Annotated in this window: 23 protein-coding genes; 16 read left to right on the top strand and 7 right to left on the bottom strand. The window is 66.7% G+C overall.

The features are described 5' to 3' along the window. Positions 1-86 precede the first annotated feature (86 nt). Positions 87-752, bottom strand: a complete 666-nt coding sequence (locus tag ACR65J_RS00620) for a DUF3841 domain-containing protein (RefSeq protein ID WP_440165148.1) — start codon at positions 750-752, stop codon at positions 87-89. Positions 753-937: 185 nt separating this feature from the next. Here ACR65J_RS00620 and ACR65J_RS00615 point away from each other — a divergent pair, with 185 nt between their 5' ends. The 7 genes from ACR65J_RS00615 (at position 938) to ACR65J_RS00585 (ending at position 6,135) form a co-directional block, all read left to right on the top strand. After that, positions 938-1,927 (top strand): 2-keto-3-deoxygluconate permease, encoded by a 990-nt coding sequence (locus ACR65J_RS00615; RefSeq protein ID WP_440165146.1) that lies wholly within the window; start codon positions 938-940, stop codon positions 1,925-1,927. Beyond that, positions 1,924-3,129 (top strand): four-carbon acid sugar kinase family protein, encoded by a 1,206-nt coding sequence (locus tag ACR65J_RS00610; protein ID WP_440165144.1) that lies wholly within the window; start codon positions 1,924-1,926, stop codon positions 3,127-3,129. The genes ACR65J_RS00615 and ACR65J_RS00610 overlap by 4 nt, the downstream gene beginning before the upstream one ends. Next, positions 3,129-4,133 carry a 4-hydroxythreonine-4-phosphate dehydrogenase PdxA gene (gene pdxA / locus ACR65J_RS00605; protein WP_440165142.1) on the top strand — a complete coding sequence of 335 codons (1,005 nt, stop codon included), beginning with the start codon at positions 3,129-3,131 and terminating at the stop codon, positions 4,131-4,133. Before ACR65J_RS00610 ends, pdxA begins: the two co-directional genes overlap by 1 nt. Before the next feature lie 120 nt (positions 4,134-4,253). Further along, positions 4,254-5,027, top strand: coding sequence for a DeoR/GlpR family DNA-binding transcription regulator (locus ACR65J_RS00600; RefSeq protein ID WP_440165140.1), 774 nt, complete (start codon positions 4,254-4,256; stop codon positions 5,025-5,027). Between the two features lie 93 nt (positions 5,028-5,120). Beyond that, entirely contained in the window at positions 5,121-5,387 is a 267-nt protein-coding gene (locus ACR65J_RS00595) for a type II toxin-antitoxin system Phd/YefM family antitoxin (protein WP_440165138.1), read from the top strand. Continuing rightward, the gene (locus ACR65J_RS00590; protein ID WP_440165136.1) at positions 5,384-5,776 is read left to right on the top strand and encodes a type II toxin-antitoxin system VapC family toxin; all 393 of its coding nucleotides are present in this window, start codon (positions 5,384-5,386) and stop codon (positions 5,774-5,776) included. The genes ACR65J_RS00595 and ACR65J_RS00590 overlap by 4 nt, the downstream gene beginning before the upstream one ends. Before the next feature lie 56 nt (positions 5,777-5,832). Then, entirely contained in the window at positions 5,833-6,135 is a 303-nt protein-coding gene (locus ACR65J_RS00585; protein ID WP_440165829.1) for a YciI-like protein, read from the top strand. A 51-nt stretch (positions 6,136-6,186) separates the two neighbouring features. Here the strand turns inward: ACR65J_RS00585 and ACR65J_RS00580 are convergent, their stop codons facing one another. Further along, a complete protein-coding gene (locus ACR65J_RS00580) occupies positions 6,187-7,023 on the bottom strand; it encodes a class I SAM-dependent methyltransferase (protein WP_440165134.1) in 837 nt (278 codons plus the stop codon). Between the two features lie 139 nt (positions 7,024-7,162). On the opposite strand from ACR65J_RS00580, the gene ACR65J_RS00575 reads away from it, so the two are divergent. Then, positions 7,163-7,945 carry a GntR family transcriptional regulator gene (locus ACR65J_RS00575; protein ID WP_440165827.1) on the top strand — a complete coding sequence of 261 codons (783 nt, stop codon included), beginning with the start codon at positions 7,163-7,165 and terminating at the stop codon, positions 7,943-7,945. Here the strand turns inward: ACR65J_RS00575 and ACR65J_RS00570 are convergent. Continuing rightward, a complete protein-coding gene (locus ACR65J_RS00570) occupies positions 7,942-8,085 on the bottom strand; it encodes a hypothetical protein (protein WP_440165132.1) in 144 nt (47 codons plus the stop codon). The genes ACR65J_RS00575 and ACR65J_RS00570 overlap by 4 nt on opposite strands. A gap of 49 nt (positions 8,086-8,134) precedes the next feature. Continuing rightward, entirely contained in the window at positions 8,135-8,755 is a 621-nt protein-coding gene (locus tag ACR65J_RS00565) for a flavin reductase family protein (RefSeq protein ID WP_440165130.1), read from the bottom strand. Positions 8,756-8,796: 41 nt separating this feature from the next. On the opposite strand from ACR65J_RS00565, the gene ACR65J_RS00560 reads away from it, so the two are divergent. Beyond that, complete coding sequence (locus ACR65J_RS00560; protein WP_440165128.1) at positions 8,797-9,543, top strand: haloacid dehalogenase type II; 747 nt, start codon at positions 8,797-8,799, stop codon at positions 9,541-9,543. A gap of 72 nt (positions 9,544-9,615) precedes the next feature. On the opposite strand, the gene ACR65J_RS00555 is transcribed toward ACR65J_RS00560, so the two are convergent. The 3 genes from ACR65J_RS00555 to ACR65J_RS00545 all read right to left on the bottom strand — a co-directional run bounded on the left by ACR65J_RS00555 (position 9,616) and on the right by ACR65J_RS00545 (position 12,749). After that, on the bottom strand, positions 9,616-10,533 hold the full coding sequence (locus tag ACR65J_RS00555) for a hydroxymethylglutaryl-CoA lyase (RefSeq protein ID WP_440165126.1): 918 nt from the start codon (positions 10,531-10,533) through the stop codon (positions 9,616-9,618). Further along, positions 10,533-11,840: a CaiB/BaiF CoA transferase family protein gene (locus tag ACR65J_RS00550; protein ID WP_440165124.1), complete on the bottom strand. Its 1,308-nt coding sequence runs from the start codon at positions 11,838-11,840 to the stop codon at positions 10,533-10,535. The genes ACR65J_RS00555 and ACR65J_RS00550 overlap by 1 nt, the downstream gene beginning before the upstream one ends. 120 nt (positions 11,841-11,960) lie before the next feature. Further along, positions 11,961-12,749 carry an IclR family transcriptional regulator gene (locus ACR65J_RS00545; protein ID WP_440165123.1) on the bottom strand — a complete coding sequence of 263 codons (789 nt, stop codon included), beginning with the start codon at positions 12,747-12,749 and terminating at the stop codon, positions 11,961-11,963. Between the two features lie 139 nt (positions 12,750-12,888). On the opposite strand from ACR65J_RS00545, the gene ACR65J_RS00540 reads away from it, so the two are divergent. The 7 genes from ACR65J_RS00540 to ACR65J_RS00510 all read left to right on the top strand — a co-directional run bounded on the left by ACR65J_RS00540 (position 12,889) and on the right by ACR65J_RS00510 (position 20,903). Continuing rightward, positions 12,889-13,734, top strand: a complete 846-nt coding sequence (locus ACR65J_RS00540; protein ID WP_440165121.1) for an ABC transporter ATP-binding protein — start codon at positions 12,889-12,891, stop codon at positions 13,732-13,734. Next, positions 13,731-14,594 (top strand): ABC transporter permease, encoded by an 864-nt coding sequence (locus tag ACR65J_RS00535; protein ID WP_440165119.1) that lies wholly within the window; start codon positions 13,731-13,733, stop codon positions 14,592-14,594. Before ACR65J_RS00540 ends, ACR65J_RS00535 begins: the two co-directional genes overlap by 4 nt. A gap of 32 nt (positions 14,595-14,626) precedes the next feature. Continuing rightward, positions 14,627-15,706 carry an ABC transporter substrate-binding protein gene (locus ACR65J_RS00530; RefSeq protein ID WP_440165117.1) on the top strand — a complete coding sequence of 360 codons (1,080 nt, stop codon included), beginning with the start codon at positions 14,627-14,629 and terminating at the stop codon, positions 15,704-15,706. Between the two features lie 78 nt (positions 15,707-15,784). Next, positions 15,785-17,818: an aconitate hydratase gene (locus ACR65J_RS00525; RefSeq protein WP_440165115.1), complete on the top strand. Its 2,034-nt coding sequence runs from the start codon at positions 15,785-15,787 to the stop codon at positions 17,816-17,818. Then, on the top strand, positions 17,815-19,026 hold the full coding sequence (locus tag ACR65J_RS00520; RefSeq protein WP_440165113.1) for an MFS transporter: 1,212 nt from the start codon (positions 17,815-17,817) through the stop codon (positions 19,024-19,026). The genes ACR65J_RS00525 and ACR65J_RS00520 overlap by 4 nt, the downstream gene beginning before the upstream one ends. A 277-nt stretch (positions 19,027-19,303) precedes the next feature. After that, positions 19,304-19,609, top strand: a complete 306-nt coding sequence (locus tag ACR65J_RS00515; protein WP_440165111.1) for a hypothetical protein — start codon at positions 19,304-19,306, stop codon at positions 19,607-19,609. 490 nt (positions 19,610-20,099) lie between these two features. Then, positions 20,100-20,903: an alpha/beta fold hydrolase gene (locus ACR65J_RS00510; protein ID WP_440165109.1), complete on the top strand. Its 804-nt coding sequence runs from the start codon at positions 20,100-20,102 to the stop codon at positions 20,901-20,903. Positions 20,904-20,912 lie beyond the last annotated feature (9 nt).

The raw sequence follows: 20,912 nt of genomic DNA, 5'->3' as shown, positions 1-20,912 counted from the left end.
GCGGGGATGCTGGTTGGGTTTGATAAGAAGCTTTTCAGCGCGGCAACTCAGACAAGGCTGAGATCAATAGCACCAGATGGCAACGCCTAAAGCGGATCCAGCCGAACAGCCTCAATAACGTCCTCGGCATGCAGCGAGTGCGCCGTTGCCTGCACGGTGTCCCACCTGCCATAGGTTGCCGGGTCAAGGAATTGCTCCCAGCCCCGCTCAAGATCCAGGCGCACATCCTCAGGCCACTCCAGGAATCCCTTATCGAAGACGCCGGCTGCACGCTTGCGGTCGTCCAGCTCGTCCCAGATCCTGTCCCGCCTCGCTTCAAAGTCTTCGTCGCTTTCACACGGCAGTTCAAGCACGTGGGGAGTGCCATTCAGGGCGCGATGCCAGTCCCAGAAGTGGGAAAGCAACACCCGCTCCCGCGGGATCCGGCATGTCAGCAGGACGCCGCCGCGTTGGTTCCTGCAGCTGTCCACCAGGCAGTCGCGGGTAGTGCGTGCCCAGAACCACAAGGCGCTGTCGCCACTGGTAGGCAGACGCCGGCCCATCTCCCGGAGCATCCAGCCATAGGCATCAGCGAACGGCGGCTCCGCCCGCTTGGGGTCGGGAAGGAGTTGTCCGGTCGAAAGGAGTTCACCCAAGGCATCCTCGGTTTGGAAGGTGTGCAGCAGGACACGGTCGGCATTCAGGTCATAGCCCACGCGGCCCGCTGGAACTGCACGGTCAGCGCGGGCACGGGTAACGGAAAAGTGCGGCACAGGCTGAGCCTAAGGCCCACCCCTGACAATATCGACGGCCGCCGGCTGGGCTGCGCGAAAATCACCCTCTTGCGCGTTTTGCGCAACCCGTCTTGCGCTAATCGCGCAAGCCGGTCTATGATCTACATCATGCTTCGAGCGCGTGCAGCTCGGCCCCCTCCCCCCAACAACAATGAGGTTGCTTCATGTCTGTCCCAATCAAGGCCACCATGGAAAAAGTTCCTGGCGGCATGATGCTGATCCCCCTGCTCATCGGCGCCATCCTGGGCACCTTCGCTCCCGATTCCGCCAAGTTCTTCGGGTCCTTCACCGGTGCGCTCTTCACCGGCGGCACCACCATCCTGGCCGTGTTCTACGTGTGCATGGGCGCCAGCATCGACATTAAGGCCACGCCGTACATCCTGAAAAAGGGCGGTGTCCTGTTCGGCAGCAAGGTCCTGTTTGCCATCATCATCGGCGTCGTGGCCGGCAGGTTCCTGGGTGAACTTCCCATCGACGGCGGCATACTGTCCGGCCTGTCCGTACTGGCCATCCTGGCGGCCCTGAATGACACCAACGGCGGAATGTACATGGCCCTCATGGGCCAGTACGGCAAGCCCAAGGACGTGGCCGCCTACTCGGTCATGACGCTGGAATCCGGTCCCTTCCTGACCATGGTGACACTCGGCGTCGCCGGCCTGTCCGCCTTCCCGTGGCAGGCGCTCGTGGGCGCCATCATCCCCTTGCTCCTCGGAGCCATCCTGGGCGCCCTGGACCCGGCCATGCGGAAGTTCCTCTCCTCCGCGGCCCCCGTCCTGATCCCGTTTTTCGCCCTCGCCCTCGGCTTCGGCCTGAACCTGGGACAGGTCCTCAACGCCGGATTGTTGGGCGTCGCGCTGGGCCTGTTCGTGCTGATCGCCGGCGGAGCGGTCCTGTTCTTCGCAGACAAGCTCACAGGAGGCTCCGGCATCGCAGGCCTGGCAGCAGCCACCACCGCGGGCAACGCCGCCACCGTTCCCATGCTGGTGGCCGCGGCGAACCCTGCCTACGCTCCCGCAGCCGGACCCGCCACCGTCCTGGTTGCAGCATCCGTGGTGGTCACCGCCATCGGCTGCCCGCTCATGGTGGCTTGGTACGCTAAGCGCCTGAAAGCCAAGCAGCCCGTGGAAACCCCCGAGGTGTCCCCAGCAGTATGAACACCCAAGCCACCACGCGCTGGGCGATCATCGCCGATGACCTCACCGGTGCCGCCGACGCAGCCGCAGCCTACGGCCCAACCCACACCAGTTCAGTGATCCTGGACCTTGGATGTGCCTGGCCGGAGGCCCAGATCCTGTCGATCAACACCGAGAGCCGCTACCTTCCGGCGGCGGAGGCAGCCTCGGCTGTCAGCTCCGCCACCCAGCGTGCGCTGGGGCAGCACCGCCGGGTCTTCAAGAAGATCGACTCGCTGCTCCGGGGCAACGTGGGCGTGGAAGTTGCAGCAAGCCTTGCGCAGATTGCGCAGGGCAGTGGTCCGGCACTCGCCATCGTGGCGCCCGCGTTTCCGCGAACGGGCAGGACCACCCACGGCGGCATCGTGCACGTCAACGGCGTCCAACACAGTGGGGGCGCCTTCGGTGGTGACGTCGCCCGCGCACTTGCCGACGGCGGCCTGACCGCGGAAGCGGTGAGCGGGCTGACGGAACGCTCGCCGGAGGAACTGGCGGCGCACCTGCGCGACGTGCAGGAACGCGGGACTGCCGCCGTCGTACTCGACGCCGGGACCGACCAAGACCTGCAGGACATCGCGGCCGCAGCGGAACTGCTGGATTTCCCGACGCTCCTGGTGGGCTCGGGCGGACTGGCCGGGCACATCGCCGGGGACCCTGAAACGCAGCAGGCCCGTGACGCCCAGGCGCGGCAGATCAGCCGGACGCTGACCGTGATCGGCAGCTACTCGGGCCTCGCCCGGCAGCAGAGCGAGGCGCTGGTTGCGGCCGGCGCGGAACACATCACGCTGGACCACGCCAGCCTGGACTGCGCTGAGGTTCCGCGCAAGGTTGCCGAGGCGATGGCCCGGGCCAATGTGGTGCTGACGCCGGACCCGATGGGTGCCGTGGACAAGTCGCAGGCGCTTGTCGTGGCAGAGGCCCTGGCCCGCGCCACCGCTGCGGGCGTCGGCCACTGCGATGCGCTGGTCATGACCGGCGGGGAGACCGCAACGGCCGTCCTGAAAGCCCTGGGCGTGGGGAGCTTCACGGTCCTCGGCGAGGTTGAACCCGGCGTCGTCATGAGCCTGCTGCCCGTACCCCTCCCCCTGCTGGTCACCAAGGCCGGCGCGTTCGGGGACGCGGGCACCCTGGCCCGGACCACACAATTTCTCACTGGCACAACGACTGAAATGAGTAGCAAATAATGGGACGCCCGATTGTTGCGATCACCATGGGCGATGCCGCCGGCATCGGTCCGGAAATCATTGTCAAGGCCCTGGCCGACGGCGAGCTCCGGTCTAAGGCCCGGATGCTTGTGATCGGCGATCTTCGCAGGCTGCAGCTGGCGGCGGACATCGTTTCCAGCCCGCTGACCCTGCGAAAGGTGGCGGCACCCTCGGAGGCACTGTTCGAAGAGGGCACCATCGACGTGCTGGACATTGACTGCATCCCCGAGGACCTCGCCTGGGGCGAACTGTCTGCCGCTGCCGGCCACGGCTCGTACCTCTTCATCGAGAAGGCCGTTGAGCTGGCGATGGACCGCCAGGTGGATGCCATCTGCACCGGGCCGCTGAACAAGGCAGCCCTGCACGCCGCGGGCCACAAGTTCCCCGGCCACACCGAACTCCTCGCCGAGCTGACGGGCACCGAGGAAGTGTCCATGATGCTGACCGCCCCGAAGATGCGCGTCATCCACGTGACCACGCACATCGGCCTCATCGACGCGATCGCCAAGATCAACGGTGACCTGGTCTACCGGACCATCAAGCGCGGCTACGAGCTGCTGCGCACTTCCGGGATCGAAAACCCTCGGATCGCCGTCTGCGCCATCAACCCGCACGCCGGCGAGAACGGCCTGTTCGGGTACGGCGAGGAGGCGGAGAAGATCCAGCCCGGCATCGAGAAGGCCCAGGCTGACGGCATCAACGCCTTCGGCCCGCTCCCGGCGGACACCTTGTTCTTCCTCGCCGGCCGCGGCGACTTCGACCTGGTGGTGGCCCAGTACCACGACCAGGGCCACGGCCCCGTCAAGGTCCTGGGCCTGGAGAACGGCGTGAACATCACCGTTGGCCTGCCTGTGGTGCGGACGTCTGTGGACCACGGCACCGCGTTCGACATCGCGGGCAAGAACATCGCGGACCACGAATCGCTGCTCGAGGCGCTGCGGCAGGCGGTGGACCTGGCCCCGTCACGCGAGGAAGCTGCGTAACTGGAGCCCTCTTTGATGCGGCCGGTCAGCACTGCTGGCCGGCCGTTGCCGTTTATACAGGGGGCCGGAACTAGCATGGGTAGCACTGCCACCGCCATGCCCACGGGAAGGAGACCGGGAATGCTCAGCGCAAACGCGCGGCGCGAGGAGATCTACCACCTTGCCGTGACCACCGGCCTGGCCTCCGTGGAGGAACTCTCGGCCCGGTTCGAGGTGACGGCGTCCACCATCCGTCGGGACCTGGCTTTGCTGAATTCCCAAGGCCGGCTGGCGCGCACCTACGGAGGGGCGATGGCCGTGGGAGCGCACCCGGAGGCGTCGCTGCGGCAGCGCACGGGTGAAGCGTTCGAGCAGAAGCATGCGATCGCCCGCTGGGCGGCGGCGGTGATCCAGCCCGGGGAGAACATCCTGCTCGACGCCGGCTCCACCGCAGGTGCCCTGGCGCACCAACTGCGCGGATTCGCTCCGTTGTCCGTGACGACGCCGGGCATCAACACCTTGCAGGAGCTGGCCGATTCCGAGGGCATCGAGGTGGACTGCCTGGGCGGCCGGCTCCGGGGCGTTTCCCAGAGTTTCGTGGGGCCGCTGGCCGAGGCGGCGCTGGAGCGGATGAGCTTTGACCGGGTGTTCCTGGGCGCTGACGCCGTCACCGCCGAGGACGGCATCTGCGAGGCCGACCACGCCCAGACCCGGCTCAAGGAGCTCATGGCCCGGCGCGGCCGTGCGGTTTACGTTTTGGCGGACTCGTCCAAGCTAGGACTCCGGCCCTTCCATGCATGGGCCCGGCTGGCGCTGCCCTGGACACTGGTGACGGACGACGGCGCCGATCCCGCCCAGGTGCAGAAGTTCCGGGACGCGGGAGTACAGGTTGAGGTGGCGGCGGTAATCAGCTGAGGCGTTTTCCTCCTCCATTGCCGGGACCAAACGGTTGCAAGACTTCGTAGCCCCATTGGAACTGGATTGCTACAATTGCTACGGAGGTGCGCCATGACAACCATTCCCCACCGCGAGCTGCGCAACCAGAGCAGCAAGATCCTGGAGCGGGTCAAGAACGGCGAGACGATTGATGTGACGAACAACGGTGAAGTTGCCGCCACGCTCATCCCGCCTGCTGCCTCCCCCTTCGAACGTCTACTCCTATCGGGCAGCGTGCGGCAGGCATCGGAAGGCCCGGTCGACTTCCGGCTCCTGCAGCGCGTGACTTCTGATGCCGGCACAGCAGAGATGATCAATGACCTTCGTGGTGACCGGTGATCATTTACGTGGACACCTCGGCTGCCTTGAAGCTGGTGGTAGAGGAACCGGAGTCCGGTCCCACCGCGGACTTCCTCTCTTTGGCCCAACAGCGGGGTGACCGGCTTGTTGCTTCGATGCTCCTTCATACGGAACTGCACTGTGCCGCCAACCGCCGTGGCCTGCCGCCGGAGTTGGTCAACTCTGTGCTGGACGCAATCAACCTGGTGGACCTGACGCGTTCAGACCTCTTGTACGCGGCCGCACTCCCAGGTGGGTTGCGCAGCGCCGATGCGATCCACCTCGCTGCTGCCATCCGACTTGAAACCCAAACTATGGTCGCCTTCGACAAAGAGCTTGTGAGGGCAGCAATTCAAGCAGGACTCAAGACAGTCGCACCGGCCAGCTGATGGCTGGGTACGCTGCTGCTACAACGATTGAAACCCTAACCGGAATGGAGACTTCCATGCACGCCGTGCTCGAATACACCTACTCGGACAACTACCTCGAGTCCCGCGGACAATACCGCGCAGACCACCTCCGGGCGGGGTGGGAGGCGGTCGAACGCGGCGAACTCCTGCTCGGCGGGGCAATTGGCCACGGGCCCTTCAAAGGGTTGCTGATCTTCACCGGCGAGAACCCGCTCGAGGCCGCCAAAGCTTTCGCAGCGGCCGACCCCTACGTCCTCAACGGCGTAGTGACCTCGTGGACCGCCAGCCCGTGGACAACAGTCCTCGGAAACGAGGCGGCCACTCCTGTGCGCCCCTAGGTCCAGTCAGCCTGGATTCTGCTGGCTTGACGACGGCTTCACGCCTCTGTCCTACTCTGCCTTCGACAGCGTGAAGATCCCATAGCGCATGGCACCGGTGCGGTAGGCCAGGATCAGGCGGGGAATGCTCAGAATGGCGCCGCGGTTGCGTGCGCCAAGGGCGAGGCTGCGGGTCTCCGGATCGACGAGCATGGCCTTGATGAGCCTCCGGGCGCAGATCCGCCAGGTGCGGGCCACCCGGCGGCTGACATCCTCATAGCCGGTGACCGTAAAGCCGGCTGCCGTCGCCATCGCCTCATACTCCTGGCGCGTGCCCATCGAGGGCAGGCGCCCTTCGCGGCAGATTGGCTCGAGCAGGTGGCGGACCTTCCAAGGGCTGGCACCGGTCTCAGCGAGCCACGCGCAGATGACGAAGTGGCCGCCGGGCGCCAGCACGCGATGCGCCTCGGCGAAGAACCTGGGCTTGTCCACCATGTGCTCGCTCGACTCAATTGACCATGCCGCATCCGCCGAGGCATCGGGCAGGGTGTTGGCGAGCCAGTCCTGGACCTGGATGTCCACGCCGGGTACCGAATGTGCAGCGGCATAGCCTGCCTGCTCAACGGAAAGCGTGAACCCTGTGACGCGAACCCCGTGTGTTACGGCGAGCCGCCCTGCCGTGGAGCCGTAGCCGCAGCCGATGTCCACGCACTCCTGGCCGGGCATGAGACCCAGCCGGTCCCCGACGGTGTCGACCAGCGCCTCGACCGCAGCGCTGGGAGTCTCCCGATCTGTGGCCCAGAGCCCGTGGTGGACATGGTCTCCCCATACCCGGCGATAAATGGGATCAAGCTCGTCATAGTGATCCGCCACCGCCACGGCGTCCTGGGAAATATCGGGCACAATCACGCGATGACCCTACAGCGGCGCTCCAGTACGAGGGAAGAGGAACGACGGCGGCAGCAACCCTTGCCGCTTGTCCAACAAACAAGTGCTACTTGTTCTACGCTGGAACTCCCGGACCAATCCACCGAAGAGCGAGGCAAATGTGCACCAGGACGCCGCCCGGTTCCTGTCCCAGCCGGTGGCCGCCCAGCCCGGCTCACCCCTGCGCGTCGCCGTGTACTCGCGCATCGCCGAGGCCATCCGCAACAGCCTCCTCACCCCCGGCTCCATGATCCCAACCGAAACCGAACTCGGCGCCGACATGAAAGTCAGCCGTACCGTGGTCCGCGAAGCCCTCATGCTCCTCGAGGAGGACGGGCTGATCAGGGCGCGGTGCGGCGTCGGACGTTTCGTCTCGGACACCCTCCCCCGCATCGGCATCGAATGCATCCGCCCGTTTGAGGAAGTCCTCGCTGGCCCCGGCCAGACGCTCGAGGTCAAACGCACCCAGGTGGTGCGGCAGGCGGCTTCAGAATTCGTCGCCCCCGGCATCGGCGTCGAGCCCGGCACTGACTGCTGGCTTTGGGAATCCGTCCTCATCCGCGACGGCGAGGCCATCGCCCAGCTGCAGGAAAACGTCACGGCCCAGCCGGTCAGTATCTCCAAGGGCGCCGCTGCACCCCTGGAGATAAAGGACGACGGCGGCGCCACCTTGCTTGCCACGCTCAACAACCAGCTGGGCCGACTGGCCGGCCCGGGCGAGTGCCAGATCAGCCTCAGCCAGGTGGGCCCCAGCCGCGCCAAGCTGCTGGACCTGCGTCCGACGGACCCGGTCCTCGTGCTCACCCAGTACATCCGGCACGGCAACCAGCCCTTCTACCTGGCCAAATGCCTGGTGTCCGCCCGGGCCGGCCACCTGTCCGTGATGCAGCAGTTCCAGTCCTAGGATCGCCCGTCCTGATGCGCAGCGATGGACTCGGCGATCTGCCTGATCCCGGCGAGCGTTACCGGGATTCCTTGGAGCGCCTGCTGGGTGCGGTCCGCGCTCTGCTCGGGTGCCTTGTCACCGAACTTTTCCTCAAACATGGCTATGCCGTCCGGAGGGAATTCCCCGGGCAACGCTGGCCGGGTGGCCCTAGTCCTTGGGCCGGAAATGGCCCGGCCAGTCCTTCAGCCGGATCCGGCCGAGGTCCTGGATTTCGCCGAGTGTGCCCCACTCGTCCAGGCCCAGCCGAGCCAGCGGCTCCAGGAGATCGATGCGCGGGTGGCTGCCATCGAGGACGGCTTCGCTCACGGCGGCATGGGTCACTTCGCCGAAAACCAACGTGGAGTCCCCCATCGGCAGCATGGACTGGAGGCGGCATTCCAACACCGCCGGCGATTCCTTGACGCGGGGCGCGGCCACGGTGAGCCCCGGCTCCCGGGTCAGGCCGGCGGCGTCGAACTCGCTGATCTCAGGCGGGAAGTTGGTGCCGGTGGCGTTGACCTCTTCGAGGAGTGCAGCCGGGGCCAGGTTGACCACGAATTCCCCGGACGTGGTGATGTTGCGGAGCGAATCCTTCTCGCCCACCGAGGTGAACTGCACGATGGGTGGATAGGTTGAAGCTACGGTGAAGAAGGAATGCGGAGCCACGTTGTCAACGCCCTCCGGGGAAACGCTCGAAACCCAGGCGATGGGCCGGGGAACCACCACGGCGGTGAGCAGCCGGTAGAAATCACGGGCGGACGTCGCTGAGGGACTGAAATCAGTTCGCATGCTGCCAGACTAACCATCAGGCAGCGAGGAAGGAGACAGCCATGGCGTTCCAGCCCTACCGATCACCATCAACCGGGCGGCCCGTGCGCGCCATCCTTTTCGACACTTTCGGTACGGTGGTGGACTGGCGGAGCGGCGTTGCACGGGAGGTGGCAGCTTTCACCACGGCGCACGGGCACACGCTCGACGCGGAGGCCTTCGCTGACCACTGGCGGGCCCTCTACCAGCCGGCCATGAACGCCATCCGCTCCGGACGGCGCAGCTTCACGAAGCTGGATACGCTCCACCGTGAAAACCTTGACCAGGCGCTCCGCCACTACGGCATCAATCCGGACCGGCTGCCCGGGGAGAGCCTGCAGGAGCTGAACAAATCCTGGCACCGGTTGCCGCCGTGGCCGGACAGCGTGGAGGGGCTGGCAACCATCCGCCGCCACTACATCGTGGGCCCGCTTTCCAATGGCAACACCGCACTCTTGCTCGACATGGCCAGGAACGCCGGGCTGCCGTGGGATGTGATCATCGGTTCGGACATGACGTGCACCTACAAGCCGTTGCCCCAGGCGTATCTCCGGACGGCTGAATTCCTGGACCTCGAGCCCGGAGAGGTGATGCTCGCGGCGGCCCACAACAGCGATTTGCAGGCTGCCCGGGCGGCCGGGCTGGCCACAGCGTTCGTGGCCCGCCCCACTGAACACGGCCCCGGCCAAGTGGCGGACCTGGCCCCTGAAGGCGACTGGGATCTCGTAGCGTCCAGCATCACTGAATTGGCGGACTTGCTCGGGGCCTGACACCGTTTGTCCGACGAACGCGCCGACATTGCACCCTGTGCCCGATGATCCCCATGGAGGCCGGACTCCGCGCTACGCTGCCGCGGGAAACGCCCCTGCCCCTGCCAGCCCGGACCGCGGGGCGGTGCCGACCTTGCCGCAGATCCAGCGGCCCAGTTCCGTTGCCTGCTGCACGTCGATGCCGGTATCGAATCCGGCCCGCCCGAGCATCCACGCAAGGTCCTCCGTGGAGCTGTTTCCCGCCGCCCCCGGAGCAAAGGGGCAGCCGCCGAGGCCCCCGACGCTGCTGTCGAACACATCGACACCCGCTGCCATCGCCGCATAGGTATTGGCCAGCGCGGTGTGCCGGGTCTCGTGAAGGTGGGCCCTCAACTGCAGGCCGGTCTCTCCGCGCAACCTGGCGAAAGCCTCGCCCACCTGCCACGGCACCGCGCAGCCGATCGTATCCGCCAACGCCACCTCCGCCAGGTTCGCGCGGCCCATTGCATCGCGGACGACGTCGAGGGTCTGTTCGAGCGGGACGTCGCCCTGGTAGGGGCAGCCGAAAGCGACGGCGGCGGTGACGCTGAGCGGGATGGAGGCCGAAGCAGCGATCGCCGACACCTCCTCCAAGGCCGCGAGCGCCGCGGCAACCGTGGTGTTCTGGTTGGCCGTAGCGAATGCATCGGTCACCGGGAGCACATAGTTCATCTCGTCCACCCCGGCGTCGACAGCGCGGTGGGCGCCCCTGGTGTTGAGCACCAGTCCGATGTAACTGACGGCGTCGGTGCGCGGGACGGCCGCCATCACCGCGTCGGCATCGGCCATCTGGGGAACTGCCTTGGGATTCACGAAGCTGACGGCCTCGATCCGCTTGGCACCCATCCTGATCAGCTCTTCGATCAGCCGGACCTTGTCCCCGGTGCTGACGGGGGTCTTCTCGTTCTGCAGGCCGTCGCGCGGGCTGACGTCCACGATCGAGACCGGCCTGGTGTCCTGGGCAAACGCCATCAGATTGCTCCTTCGCTGTGCGCTTTCTGCACGTCTTCATCGGTGAGGTTCAGGAGGCCCTGGTACACATCGGCGTTGTGGGAGCCGTGCACCAGGGGCCCGTTCCAGCTGATCCGGCCAGCGGAGCGCGTGAGTTTGGGGACGATTCCGGGCTGGACCACGGCTCCCAACTCGTCGTCCGGCACTTCCACGAGCATGTCCCGGGCCTTGAGCTGCGGGTCCTCGAAGATGTCTTCCACAGTGCTCACGGTGCTGTTTGGAACACCGTGTCCGTCGAGCAGGCTGACCAACTCCCCGGCGGTGTACTGCCCCGCCCAGTCGGCGATGAGGCCTTCGAGTTCCTCCTGGTTGTGGCCCCGCTGCGCATGGTCGCGGTATTTCGGGTCAGTCGCCAGGCCGGGCATGCCCATCGCGGTGGCCAGGCGCACGAAGACGGAGTCCTGGTTGGCCGCGATGACAACCCACTTGCCGTCGCTGGACTGGAAGATGTTCGACGGCGCGATCCCCTTCAGTCCCGAACCGCTGGGTCCCGGGACAATACCGGTAGCGGCGTAGTCAGGCACGGCGCTCTCCAGCAGCGAAAAACACGCCTCGACGAGCGAGACATCGACCACCTGGCCGGTGCCCCCGCGAGCATCCCGCCAGTACAGCGCCAGCAGGATCCCCTGCAGGGCATACAGCGAGCCGAGGCTGTCCCCCAGGGAAATGCCGGTCCGGGGCGGCGGCTGGTCGGGGTAGCCGTTGAGGTGCCGCAGCCCGCTCCGTGCCTCCGCGACGGAGGCATAGCCGGGCTTTGACGCTTCCGGGCCGGTCTGTCCGTAGCCGGAGACCCGGGCGATGATGAGGCCGGGGTTGACCTTCCACAGCTCTTCCGGGCCGAGGCCAAGCTTTTCCATGGTGCCCGGGCGGAAGTTCTCCAGGATGACGTCGGTTTCCTTGCAGAGCTCCAAAAAAAGCTCCCGGCCGCGGGGGGCCTTGAGGTCCAAGGTGACGCACTTCTTGCCACGGGACTGCACTGACCACCACAAGGTGTGGTCGTTGACCCGTGCCCGGCCCCACTCGCGCATGGGGTCCGGCCGGTTCGGGGATTCGACCTTGATGACTTCGGCTCCGAAGTCCGCCATCTGCCGTCCTGCGAACGGCCCTGCGATCAGGGATCCAAGTTCGAGGACGCGTACCCCGGAGAGGGGTCCGGCAGTCTGGGTCGCGCCTGCAGGGGCCGACGACGGGTCGGCAACGGCCCCGGGGCGGTCCCCGTCGGCGGCGCCCTTATTCCGTTCAGCTGTGCCGGTTTCGAAAACCTTCATCAAATCTCAACTCCTGGTTCCTGATGCGGACCCGTGGGCGCCGTACACGCCGGAGGGTCGGTCGAGCACCGTCCTACACGAACCAGTATGCACGCACCTCGTCATATTGTGAACAGAAAATCACGATATGGGCACTTCTTCGGAGGGAAGGCTTCCCCCGATCAGCCGGGTGCCTTCGGCGGCTGCGGCGATGACAGGCTCGATCCAGGAAGCGCACACGTCATAGGGCATCCGCATGGTGGGTCCCATGACAGTCAGGGCACCGTAGAGCTCAGCCTGGGGTCCGAAGATCGGAGCGGACAGGCCACTGGCCCCGGATACCCGCTCTCCGGTAGTGATGGCGAAACCGTCCGCGCGGGTCTTTGCCACCGCGGCATCGAGGTTTGCCGCGTCGGTGATGGTGCGGTCCGTCATGGACTGCAGGCCCGAGCCGTAGACCTTCTCCGCCAGGTCGGTATTCCAGGCGAGCAGTACCCGGCCCGCGGAGCCGGCGTGGAGCGGCATAATGTCGCCCACCTCCACCGCGCGGCGAAGGACCCGCCGGGTCTCCGCCACCGCGATGCAGACCCTGCTGCCCCGGGACTCCCGGAAGATGCAGACCGTTTCTCCCAGTTCATCGCGCAGCCGCCGGATGACGGGCGTGAGCAGTTCGAGGAAGTCGAGGCCCTGCCGGGCCGGGGCCGCCCAATGTGTCATCCGCAGGCCGATCCGGAAGTGGTCACCGCGCCGGTCCAGCAACCCCTCGTGCACCAGGTTGGTGACAAGCCGCTGCACCGTGGAGTGCGGCAACCCCGTCTCGGCCCGGATTTCGGCGAGGCTCATCTCAGGCCGCGCCAGCGAGAAGGCGTCCAGGATGGCCGTGATCTTCTTCAGCACCAGCAGCGGGGCGGCATTTTCAGTTGCGCTCATGGAGGGATTCCGGATTCCTTCTTCTCGCATTACGGGAGGGCCCCTAATGGCCGCCCCTTGTAGTGTGACAGACGTTACTGTTAGCCTTGTGCCCACTATATGACCAACGACTCACAATGTGGTTAGCGGGAGAACAGCAATGACGCACCCCTTTCAGCCTAAGTCTTCGAATTACGCGGTCGAGCTCAACGGATGCACCAAGGAGTTTGCAACGCCCGGCGGTGGCTCGTACTTCGCTGTGCGGGACATCGACCTCAAAGTGGAGCCCGGGCGCTTTGTCTCCATCGTCGGGCCGACGGGATCGGGCAAGTCCACCATCCTCAACATGGCAGCCGGACTCCTGAATCCGTCCGAAGGAACCGTCCACAGCTTCGGCGAACCCGTCGACGGGGTGAACCGCCGCGCCTCCTACATGTTCCAGCAGGACGCCCTGCTGCCCTGGAAGTCGGTGATCGACAACGTCAGCCTCGGGCTCACCATGGCCGGGGTTTCCAAGGCCGAGGCCTACGACGAGTCACGCCGCTGGCTGGAGAAGGTGGGGTTGAAGAACTTCGCTGACCGCTACCCGCACCAGCTCTCCGGCGGCATGCGCAAGCGCACCGCCGTCGCCCAGGCCTGGATCGTGAATCCGGACATCCTGCTGATGGACGAGCCGTTCTCCGCGCTGGACGTCCAAACCCGGCAGATCATGGAGAACGAACTCCTCCAGCTCTGGCAGGAGTCGGACAAGGCCGTCGTCTTCATTACCCACGACCTGGACGAGGCCATTGCCCTGTCCGACGAGGTGGTCATCCTCGGTGCCGGCCCGGGCAGCACCGTCGTCGGCAGCTACGAGATCGACATCCCCCGCCCCCGCGACCTCCTGGACATCCGGGACGATCCCAAGTTCGTCGAGCTCCACAGGGAAATCTGGGGTCGCCTCAAGGTCGAGGTATCCAAAACCTATGAATCAGCTCGGGAAGAGGAAGAGAGCGACGCAGCATGACAGTGGCACCAGCTTCCAAGAACACACAACGCTTTCCCCTCCGGAAGGACCGGGATCCGGCGGTGGCCCAGCGGCCCAAGCGCAAGCGGCCCGAAGCCTCGAACGTCTCCATCCGGATGGGGCAGTTGGCCCTCGCCGCCGTCGTCCTTGGCGCATGGGAGCTGCTGGGACGCGTCGGCGTCATCGACCCGTTCTTCTTCCCCCTCCCCTCCGACATCCTGATGACGGTATGGCTGTGGATCTCCAGCGGCTTCGTCTTCCCGCACCTGTGGATCACCCTGCAGGAATCGATCCTCGCCTTCCTCACGGGCGCGGCGGCCGGCCTGGTCCTGGGCTTCCTGCTGGCCAGGGTCCGTTTCCTGGAGCGGCTCCTGGACCCGTTCCTGCAGATGTTCAACGCCCTTCCCCGCGTGGTGCTGGCACCGATCTTCCTGCTGTGGTTCGGCCTGGGCATCTGGTCCAAGGTGGCCTTCGGCTTCACCCTGGTGTTCTTCATCGTCTTCTTCAACACCCTCGAAGGCGTCAAAAGCGTGGACCGGGTCCTCGTGGACAACGCCAAAATGCTCGGAGCCAACGAGAAGCAGCTGCTCCGCCACGTCTTCATCCCCAGCGCCCTGACCTGGATCTTCTCCAGCCTGCACATCAGCGTGGGTTTCGCCATCACCGGCGCGGTGGTGGGTGAATACCTCGGGGCGTCCGCCGGCGTGGGCTACGCCATCGCCCAGGCCCAGGGTGTCTTCGATACCAAGGGGGTCTTCGCCGGCATGTTCATCCTGATGTTCGTGGTCCTCATCATCGACCTCCTCGTCAACCGCCTCGAACGGCACCTCCTCAGGTGGCGCCCGGTCCGCTCCTCGTAACCCAACACATCACCGCCTGAAAGGGAATCCCCATGACTTCGAACGAAACCCGGCACCGGCGCCGGGGCCTCTTCCGCCCGCTGACCGTCCTCGCCTCCCTCACCCTCGCCCTCTCCGCCTGCGGCGCGCCCGCGTCGGCACCGCCCGGCCAGGGCGGCACCGGTGCCGCCGGCGGCGGGGACGGCTCCAAGGTGATTATCGGCGTCGGCGGCCAGACACTGCTGACCTACCTTCCCACCACGCTGGCCCAGGAACTGGGCTACTACGAGGAGGAGGGCGTGAACGTCGAACTGCAGGACCTGCAGGGCGGCTCCAAGGCGCTGACGGCCATGATTGGCGGCAGCACGCAGGTCACCAGCGGCTACTACGAACACACCATCCAGATGCAGGCCAAGAACCAGCCCATCAAGGCGTTCGTGGACATGGGCCGGTCATCGGGGCTCGCCCTCCTGGTGGCGCCCAAGAACGAGGGCCAGATCAAGTCCATCGCGGACCTCAAGGGCAAGAACGTCGGCGTGACCTCACCGGGGTCGTCCACTGACATGTTCATCAAGTTCCTCCTGGCGAAGAACGGCATGCAGCAGACCGATGCCGCAGTATCGGCCATCGGCGCCGGATCCTCTGCAGTGGCGGCCATGGAGCAGAACCAGGTGGACGCCGCGGTGATGCTTGAGCCGGACATCTCGGTGCTCGCCAAGCGGATCGGCCACGCCCCGGTCATCCTGGAGGACGTCCGGACCGAGGAAGGTCTGAAGGAAGTCTTCGACACCGACGCATGGCCGTCCGCCTCCCTCTACGCCAAGACCGACTGGCTGGACCAGAACAAGGACACCGCGGGCAAGCTCGCCAAGGCGATCAAGCGCACGCTGGAGTTCATCAACAGCCATTCCGGCCAAGAGATCGCCGCCGAAATGCCGGAGAAGTTCGCCGGCGGGGACAAAGAGCTCTACGCCAAGGTCATTGAGGACCTGAAGAAAACGCTGAGCAAGGACGGATCCTTTACCCAGGACGGCGTCGAGGCCGTCCTGAAAACCCAGCGGGTGGCCAACCCGGAGGTCGGGGACAAGGACATCAAGCTTGGGGACACCTACACCAACGACTTCGTAAAGTAGCCCCAAACTGCCAGGCACGCCATCCGCACGGGATGGCGTGCCTGCGTCCGTTACAGCGCATTGAGGAGACCACGCGCAATGCCCGAGACACTGACTCACAAGATCCTGGCCAGCCACCTCGCCGCCGGCGAGTTGACCCCCGGCGCCGACATCACCATCGCCGTGGACCAGATCCTCATCGAGGACGCCACCGGAACCATGACGGCCATGCAGTTCGAGATGCTCGGCGTGGATTCCATCGCGGTGCCGCTGGCGGTCATGTATGTGGACCACAACGTCCTGCAGATCGACGACAAGAACATGCAGGACCACCACTACCTGCGCACCTTCTCCGCCCGCCACGGGCTGCGCTACTCCCCCGCCGGGCACGGCATATCCCACTACATCCACCTGGAGCATTTCTCCCAACCGGGCCAGGTGCTGGTGGGCGCGGATTCCCACACCTCGACGGCGGGTGCCCTGGGCATGTTCGCGCTCGGCGCCGGCGGGCTGGAGGTGGCCGTGGCGATGGCCGGCTACGGCTTCGACTTTGTGTGCCCCGCCGTCGTGGGCGTTGAACTGACGGGCACGCTGGGATCCAATGCCGAAGCCAAGGACGTGGTGCTGGAGCTGCTGCGCCGCCACGGCGTGCGCGGCGGCCGCGGGAAGGTGTTCGAGTTCTACGGCGAGGGCGTGGCGTCGCTGTCCGTCTCCGCGCGCGCCACCATCTGCAACATGATCATCGAAACCGGTGCCGCCACGGCCATCTTCCCCTCCGATGAGCAGACCCGCGCCTGGCTGCGGGCCCAGCGCCGCGGGGACCAGTTCGTCCCCCTGGCGGCGGACGCGGGAGCCACGTACGACGACGACGAGCGGCTTGATCTCTCGGCCCTGGTTCCGCTGGTGGCGCTTCCGCATTCCCCGGGCAACGTTCGTCCGGTGTCCGAGCTGCCGCGCACCGAGGTGGTGCAGGTCTGCGTCGGTTCCTCCGTGAACAGCTCCTACGAGGACCTGGCCACCGTGGCGGCCATCCTTAAGGGACACACTGTCCATCCCTCCGTCCAGCTCACGGTGACACCCGGATCACGGCAGATCCTGCAGACCATCATCGCCTCCGGGGTTTATGAGGACTTGATGCAGGCCGGGGCTCGGATGCTCGAGCCGGTGTGCGGCCCCTGCGTGGGCATCGGCCAGGCACCCACGGAGGGTGCGCCGTCGCTGCGCACCTTCAACCGCAACTTCCCCGGCCGCAGCGGCACGGCGGAGGACGCTGTGTACCTGTGTTCGCCGTCGACCGCCGCCGCCAGCGCGCTGGAAGGCGCCATCGTGGACGCCTCCACGGTCAGCCGCGGCGTGCTTCGCCCTGCCACTGCTCCGCATCCGGAAGTCCACGACCTGCACATCGCCGGCGTCCTGCCGCTGGAGACGCGCCGCGCTATCGAGATTGAGCGGGGCAGCAACCTGGTCCCGCCGCCGCAGCCCACCCCGCTGCCGGCTGACCTGGACGCCCGGGTGCTGACCGCCGTCGGGGATGACATCTCCACCGGTGACATGGCCCCGGACGGCGCGATTGCCATGTCGGTGTGGTCCAACATCGCCGTCTGCGCCCGGTTCATGTTCCGCCGCCTGGACCCCGGCTTCCACGACCGTGCGCTCAAATGGGGCGGCGGGATCATCGTGGGCGGGGAGAACTACGGGCAGGGCTCGTCGCGGGAGCATGCCGCGTTGATCCCGCTGCACCTGGGCGTCCGGGTGGTCGCCGCCCGCAGCTATGCCCGGATCCACCGCCGCAACCTGATCGCGGCCGGGATTGTGCCGCTGGTCCTGCCTGCCGATTCGGACAGCTCGACCGGGCAGCCGAGCTCTACCGGGGTACACAGTTCAACCGGGCAGCGGTGGGTGATCGAGGGGCTTGCCGACGCAGTGGCCAGTGGCGCCGGTTCCGTCACCGCCCGGGTGGACGGTGACACGGGGCTGGTGCTGGGCCTCGATTTCTCGCCTGCCGAACGTGCCGTGCTCACCGCCGGCGGCCTGCTGGCCCAGGTGCGGGCCGGCGGCCGGTCGATGTTGGCGGGTGACGACGTCGTCCAGGACGACGCGGCTGGCATCTCGCCGGGCCGCTCCGCCCGGTGAGTCGGGCCGCCGTCGAACCTGTCCGGAACCCTGTGCGCCGGCCGGGGCACCGGGCCACGGCCATCGCTGCGTTGACCACTGTGGTGGCGGTGCTGCCGGTCTTCCTGGTGGGCGGGCTGGCGGTCCAGCTCGAGCAGGACCTGGGCATGACGCCGTCCGCGCTGGGTGCCGCGGTGGCCGCGTTCTGGGCGGTGTCGGCACTGCTGTCCGCCCCGGCGGGGTTTGTGGCGGGCGGGCTGGGACTCCGCCGCGGGGTGCCGCTCGCCGTCGGGCTGGGGTTTGTGGCGCTGGGCGGGATCGCGTTTGTCACGCCGCACTGGGCGTGGCTGATCGTCTGGTTGGGTGTCGCCGGCGCGGCGAACGCGCTGATCCATCCGCTGTCCAACGGCCTGATCGTGGACCAGGTGGCGGTGCGCAACCGCGCCTTTTCGTTCGGCCTCAAGCAGGCGGCCATTCCGACGGCGACGCTCACCGCCGGACTGTCGGTTCCGGTGTTCGCGCTCACCGTGGGGTGGGCCTGGACGTTTGCGCTGGCGGCGCTGCTGGCGGCGGCTCTGGTGCCGGTGCTCCTGCGCACCCTCCCGCGCGGCGCCCCTGTCGCCCGCCGCTCCGGCAGGGCTGGCAGGGAGCCGCTCCCCCGGCGGCTGAAGCAGTTCCTGTTCGCGACGGCGGTGGCCAGCGCGCTGGGGGCCGGGCAGGCCAATGTGGTGGGGGCGTTTACTGTCACCATGGCTGTGCAGGCGGGGTTCGATGCCGTCGGCGCGGGCCTGCTGCTGGGCGCGGCGAGTGTGGCCGGGATCCTGGCCCGCCCGCTGGTGGGGATCGCGGCGGACCGTGGGATCGGCGGTTCGATGGCCACGGTGGCGCTGATGATGGGGGCCGGGAGCCTGGGGTTGCTGGGCATGGCGTCCGGGTCCACGGTTGCGTATGCGGCCGGGGCCGTGGTGGCGTTCGGGCTGGGCTGGGGGTGGAACGGCCTGGCCCACTACGTGGTTTCGCGTACGGCGCATCGGTTTACGGTCCAGGCGACGGGGATCACGCAGAGCGGAACGTACATCGGCGGGACGCTGGGGCCGTTGCTGTTCGGGGTGGTGTTCTCCCAGTTTCCGCCGGCCGTTGGCTGGACCCTCGCCGCGGCGGCCGCGGCAGCCGGGGCGGCCGCGTCGCTGGTCGCTTTTCGTTTGGAAAAGGGGCTGCGCTCCCCTTGACTGCTAAGCATACTTAGCTTTAGCGTGGTTAATGGAAGCGCAACACAGATGTTTGACCCGGGCCTTCCCAAGGCCTAAGCCCATCGCAACCAAAGCGACATTTGGGCGCCTAGCCGGTTGAACCGCCTTCCCCCGCCGAAGCGGCGGATGCCAAAAGAAGCAACCACAGAGACGCCCGATCCCCTGCGCCATGCATCAGCGCGGCCTTCAGCAGCCCAAGAGTTAACAATGGGCTGCCGGATAGGGGTACAAGGGCCGATATCAAGGGAGCGAAACTATGTCAGTTCTGAAGAAAGCCACCGTCGCAGCCGCTGGAAGCCTGTTCCTGATGGGCGCCGTTGCCGGACCTTCCCAGGCAGCAAACAACAACACATTGAATGATGGCCTCGTGAACGTCACTGTCGGCGATATCACCGTCGAGGATGCTGTTGACGTAAATGTCGCCGCCAGTGTCGCAGCAAATCTCTGCGATGTCGCCGACATTGGCTCGATCGCCGTTCTCGGCGAAGCAGTGGATGCCACCGGCAACGCGGTAACCGTCTGCGACGCCGCCACCGGTCCAGTTCGCATCGTCAACAACTAGTACGCGCGAGCGATAAGGATCGAGCCACAGCACACGTAGCTGTCTTTCCTCTTTCCGATCATAGGAAGAGCCCTGGCCACCGGCCGGGGCTCTTCCTCGCGCGTCGGCCCTGGTCCAGTTCGCCGTCGCCTCTGTGATCTTCAAGTTCGCCTGGACCTTCGTCCAGCTGGCCAACCGCCGCCAGTAGGCACTTTAGGGGGTGGGCCAACCTACAGCACCGGCAAAAGAGTGAGCCATATCGACTTCGGCAAGACGACGCCTCCGCGCCCCTGGAGATAAAGGACGACGGCGGCACCACCTTGCTTGCCACGCTCAACAATCAACTGGGACGTCTCCCCACCGCCTTACACGCGTTCACCCCGCCGTGCGCCAGCACGTCCCCGGCCAGCGTTGCCTGGCATCAGGCGGCGGAACCTGCTGAGGCGAGCGCCGCCGTCGTGCCTTCGAACGGCCAGCAGCTTCCCCGCCCGCACCGGCGTATGGTTCTTGCATGGAACCGATTCGGGTCATCCTGCTTCCTGGTTCAGTGCTCCCCGCGGAGCTTGCCTATGGGCGCCTGATTGAGGCGCTGGGCCCGGGCGTGCATGCCGTTGCCAAGGAGCTGGAACTGTACAAGGGCGATAACGTGCCCCCGGGGTGGAGCCTGGACACCGAGGTGGACGGAGTCCTCAGGGAAGCCGACGCCCTGGGCTGGGAGACCTTCCATCTCCTGGGCTATTCCGGCGGCGGCGCGGCGGCCTTGGCGTTGGCTGCCAAGCACCCGGACCGGCTGCAGAGCCTGGCCTTGCTGGAGCCGGCGTGGGCAGGGAACTGGGATTGGAGCCCCGCCTACGCGGAGCATTGGAAGAAGTTCGGGGAGCTGGACGCCCTCCCGCCGGAGCAGTACATGCCGGCGTTCATGAGGCTGCAGGTCAGGCCCGACGTCGTCCTGCCGCCGCCGGAGGCGGGTCCCCCACCGCCGTGGATGGCCAAGCGGCCGGCCGGGATCAGGGCCTTCATGCAGACCTTCAAGGACTACGACCTGGACAGGTCGAAGCTTGCCGCCTTCAGCAAGCCGGTGTTCTTCGCCCTCGGCGGCCTCAGCCATCCGGATGATTTTGGCGAGGTGGCGGCCCGGCTGGCGCGGGTCTTCTTTCCCGACTTCCACCTGGAGGTCTTCCCCGGGCGCCACCACTTCGACCCGCCGCACCGGACGGAACCCGGACGGCTGGCGGAGGCGCTGCGCCGGCACTGGGCATCCGCCGAGGGACGGCCCGAGGGGCAGCGGCTGCACTCCGGGTCCCAGAGCCTATAGGCCCGGCAC

The organism is Arthrobacter sp. SAFR-044, from assembly GCF_059414985.1.
The sequence above is the reverse complement of the archived record's forward strand: the minus strand, read 5'-3'. Positions and strand labels throughout refer to the sequence as shown.

Bases quoted from the DNA above. Each gene is read 5' to 3' on its own strand.
- ACR65J_RS00615 (WP_440165146.1), top strand. From the start codon at position 938: ATGTCTGTCCCAATCAAGGCCACCATGGAAAAAGTTCCTGGCGGCATG.
- ACR65J_RS00610 (WP_440165144.1), top strand. From the start codon at position 1,924: ATGAACACCCAAGCCACCACGCGCTGGGCGATCATCGCCGATGACCTC.
- pdxA (WP_440165142.1), top strand. From the start codon at position 3,129: ATGGGACGCCCGATTGTTGCGATCACCATGGGCGATGCCGCCGGCATC.
- ACR65J_RS00600 (WP_440165140.1), top strand. From the start codon at position 4,254: ATGCTCAGCGCAAACGCGCGGCGCGAGGAGATCTACCACCTTGCCGTG.
- ACR65J_RS00595 (WP_440165138.1), top strand. From the start codon at position 5,121: ATGACAACCATTCCCCACCGCGAGCTGCGCAACCAGAGCAGCAAGATC.
- ACR65J_RS00585 (WP_440165829.1), top strand. From the start codon at position 5,833: ATGCACGCCGTGCTCGAATACACCTACTCGGACAACTACCTCGAGTCC.
- ACR65J_RS00570 (WP_440165132.1), bottom strand. From the start codon at position 8,085: ATGTTTGAGGAAAAGTTCGGTGACAAGGCACCCGAGCAGAGCGCGGAC.
- ACR65J_RS00565 (WP_440165130.1), bottom strand. From the start codon at position 8,755: ATGCGAACTGATTTCAGTCCCTCAGCGACGTCCGCCCGTGATTTCTAC.
- ACR65J_RS00560 (WP_440165128.1), top strand. From the start codon at position 8,797: ATGGCGTTCCAGCCCTACCGATCACCATCAACCGGGCGGCCCGTGCGC.
- ACR65J_RS00555 (WP_440165126.1), bottom strand. From the start codon at position 10,533: ATGGCGTTTGCCCAGGACACCAGGCCGGTCTCGATCGTGGACGTCAGC.
- ACR65J_RS00550 (WP_440165124.1), bottom strand. From the start codon at position 11,840: ATGAAGGTTTTCGAAACCGGCACAGCTGAACGGAATAAGGGCGCCGCC.
- ACR65J_RS00545 (WP_440165123.1), bottom strand. From the start codon at position 12,749: ATGAGCGCAACTGAAAATGCCGCCCCGCTGCTGGTGCTGAAGAAGATC.
- ACR65J_RS00540 (WP_440165121.1), top strand. From the start codon at position 12,889: ATGACGCACCCCTTTCAGCCTAAGTCTTCGAATTACGCGGTCGAGCTC.
- ACR65J_RS00535 (WP_440165119.1), top strand. From the start codon at position 13,731: ATGACAGTGGCACCAGCTTCCAAGAACACACAACGCTTTCCCCTCCGG.
- ACR65J_RS00530 (WP_440165117.1), top strand. From the start codon at position 14,627: ATGACTTCGAACGAAACCCGGCACCGGCGCCGGGGCCTCTTCCGCCCG.
- ACR65J_RS00525 (WP_440165115.1), top strand. From the start codon at position 15,785: ATGCCCGAGACACTGACTCACAAGATCCTGGCCAGCCACCTCGCCGCC.
- ACR65J_RS00515 (WP_440165111.1), top strand. From the start codon at position 19,304: ATGTCAGTTCTGAAGAAAGCCACCGTCGCAGCCGCTGGAAGCCTGTTC.
- ACR65J_RS00510 (WP_440165109.1), top strand. From the start codon at position 20,100: ATGGAACCGATTCGGGTCATCCTGCTTCCTGGTTCAGTGCTCCCCGCG.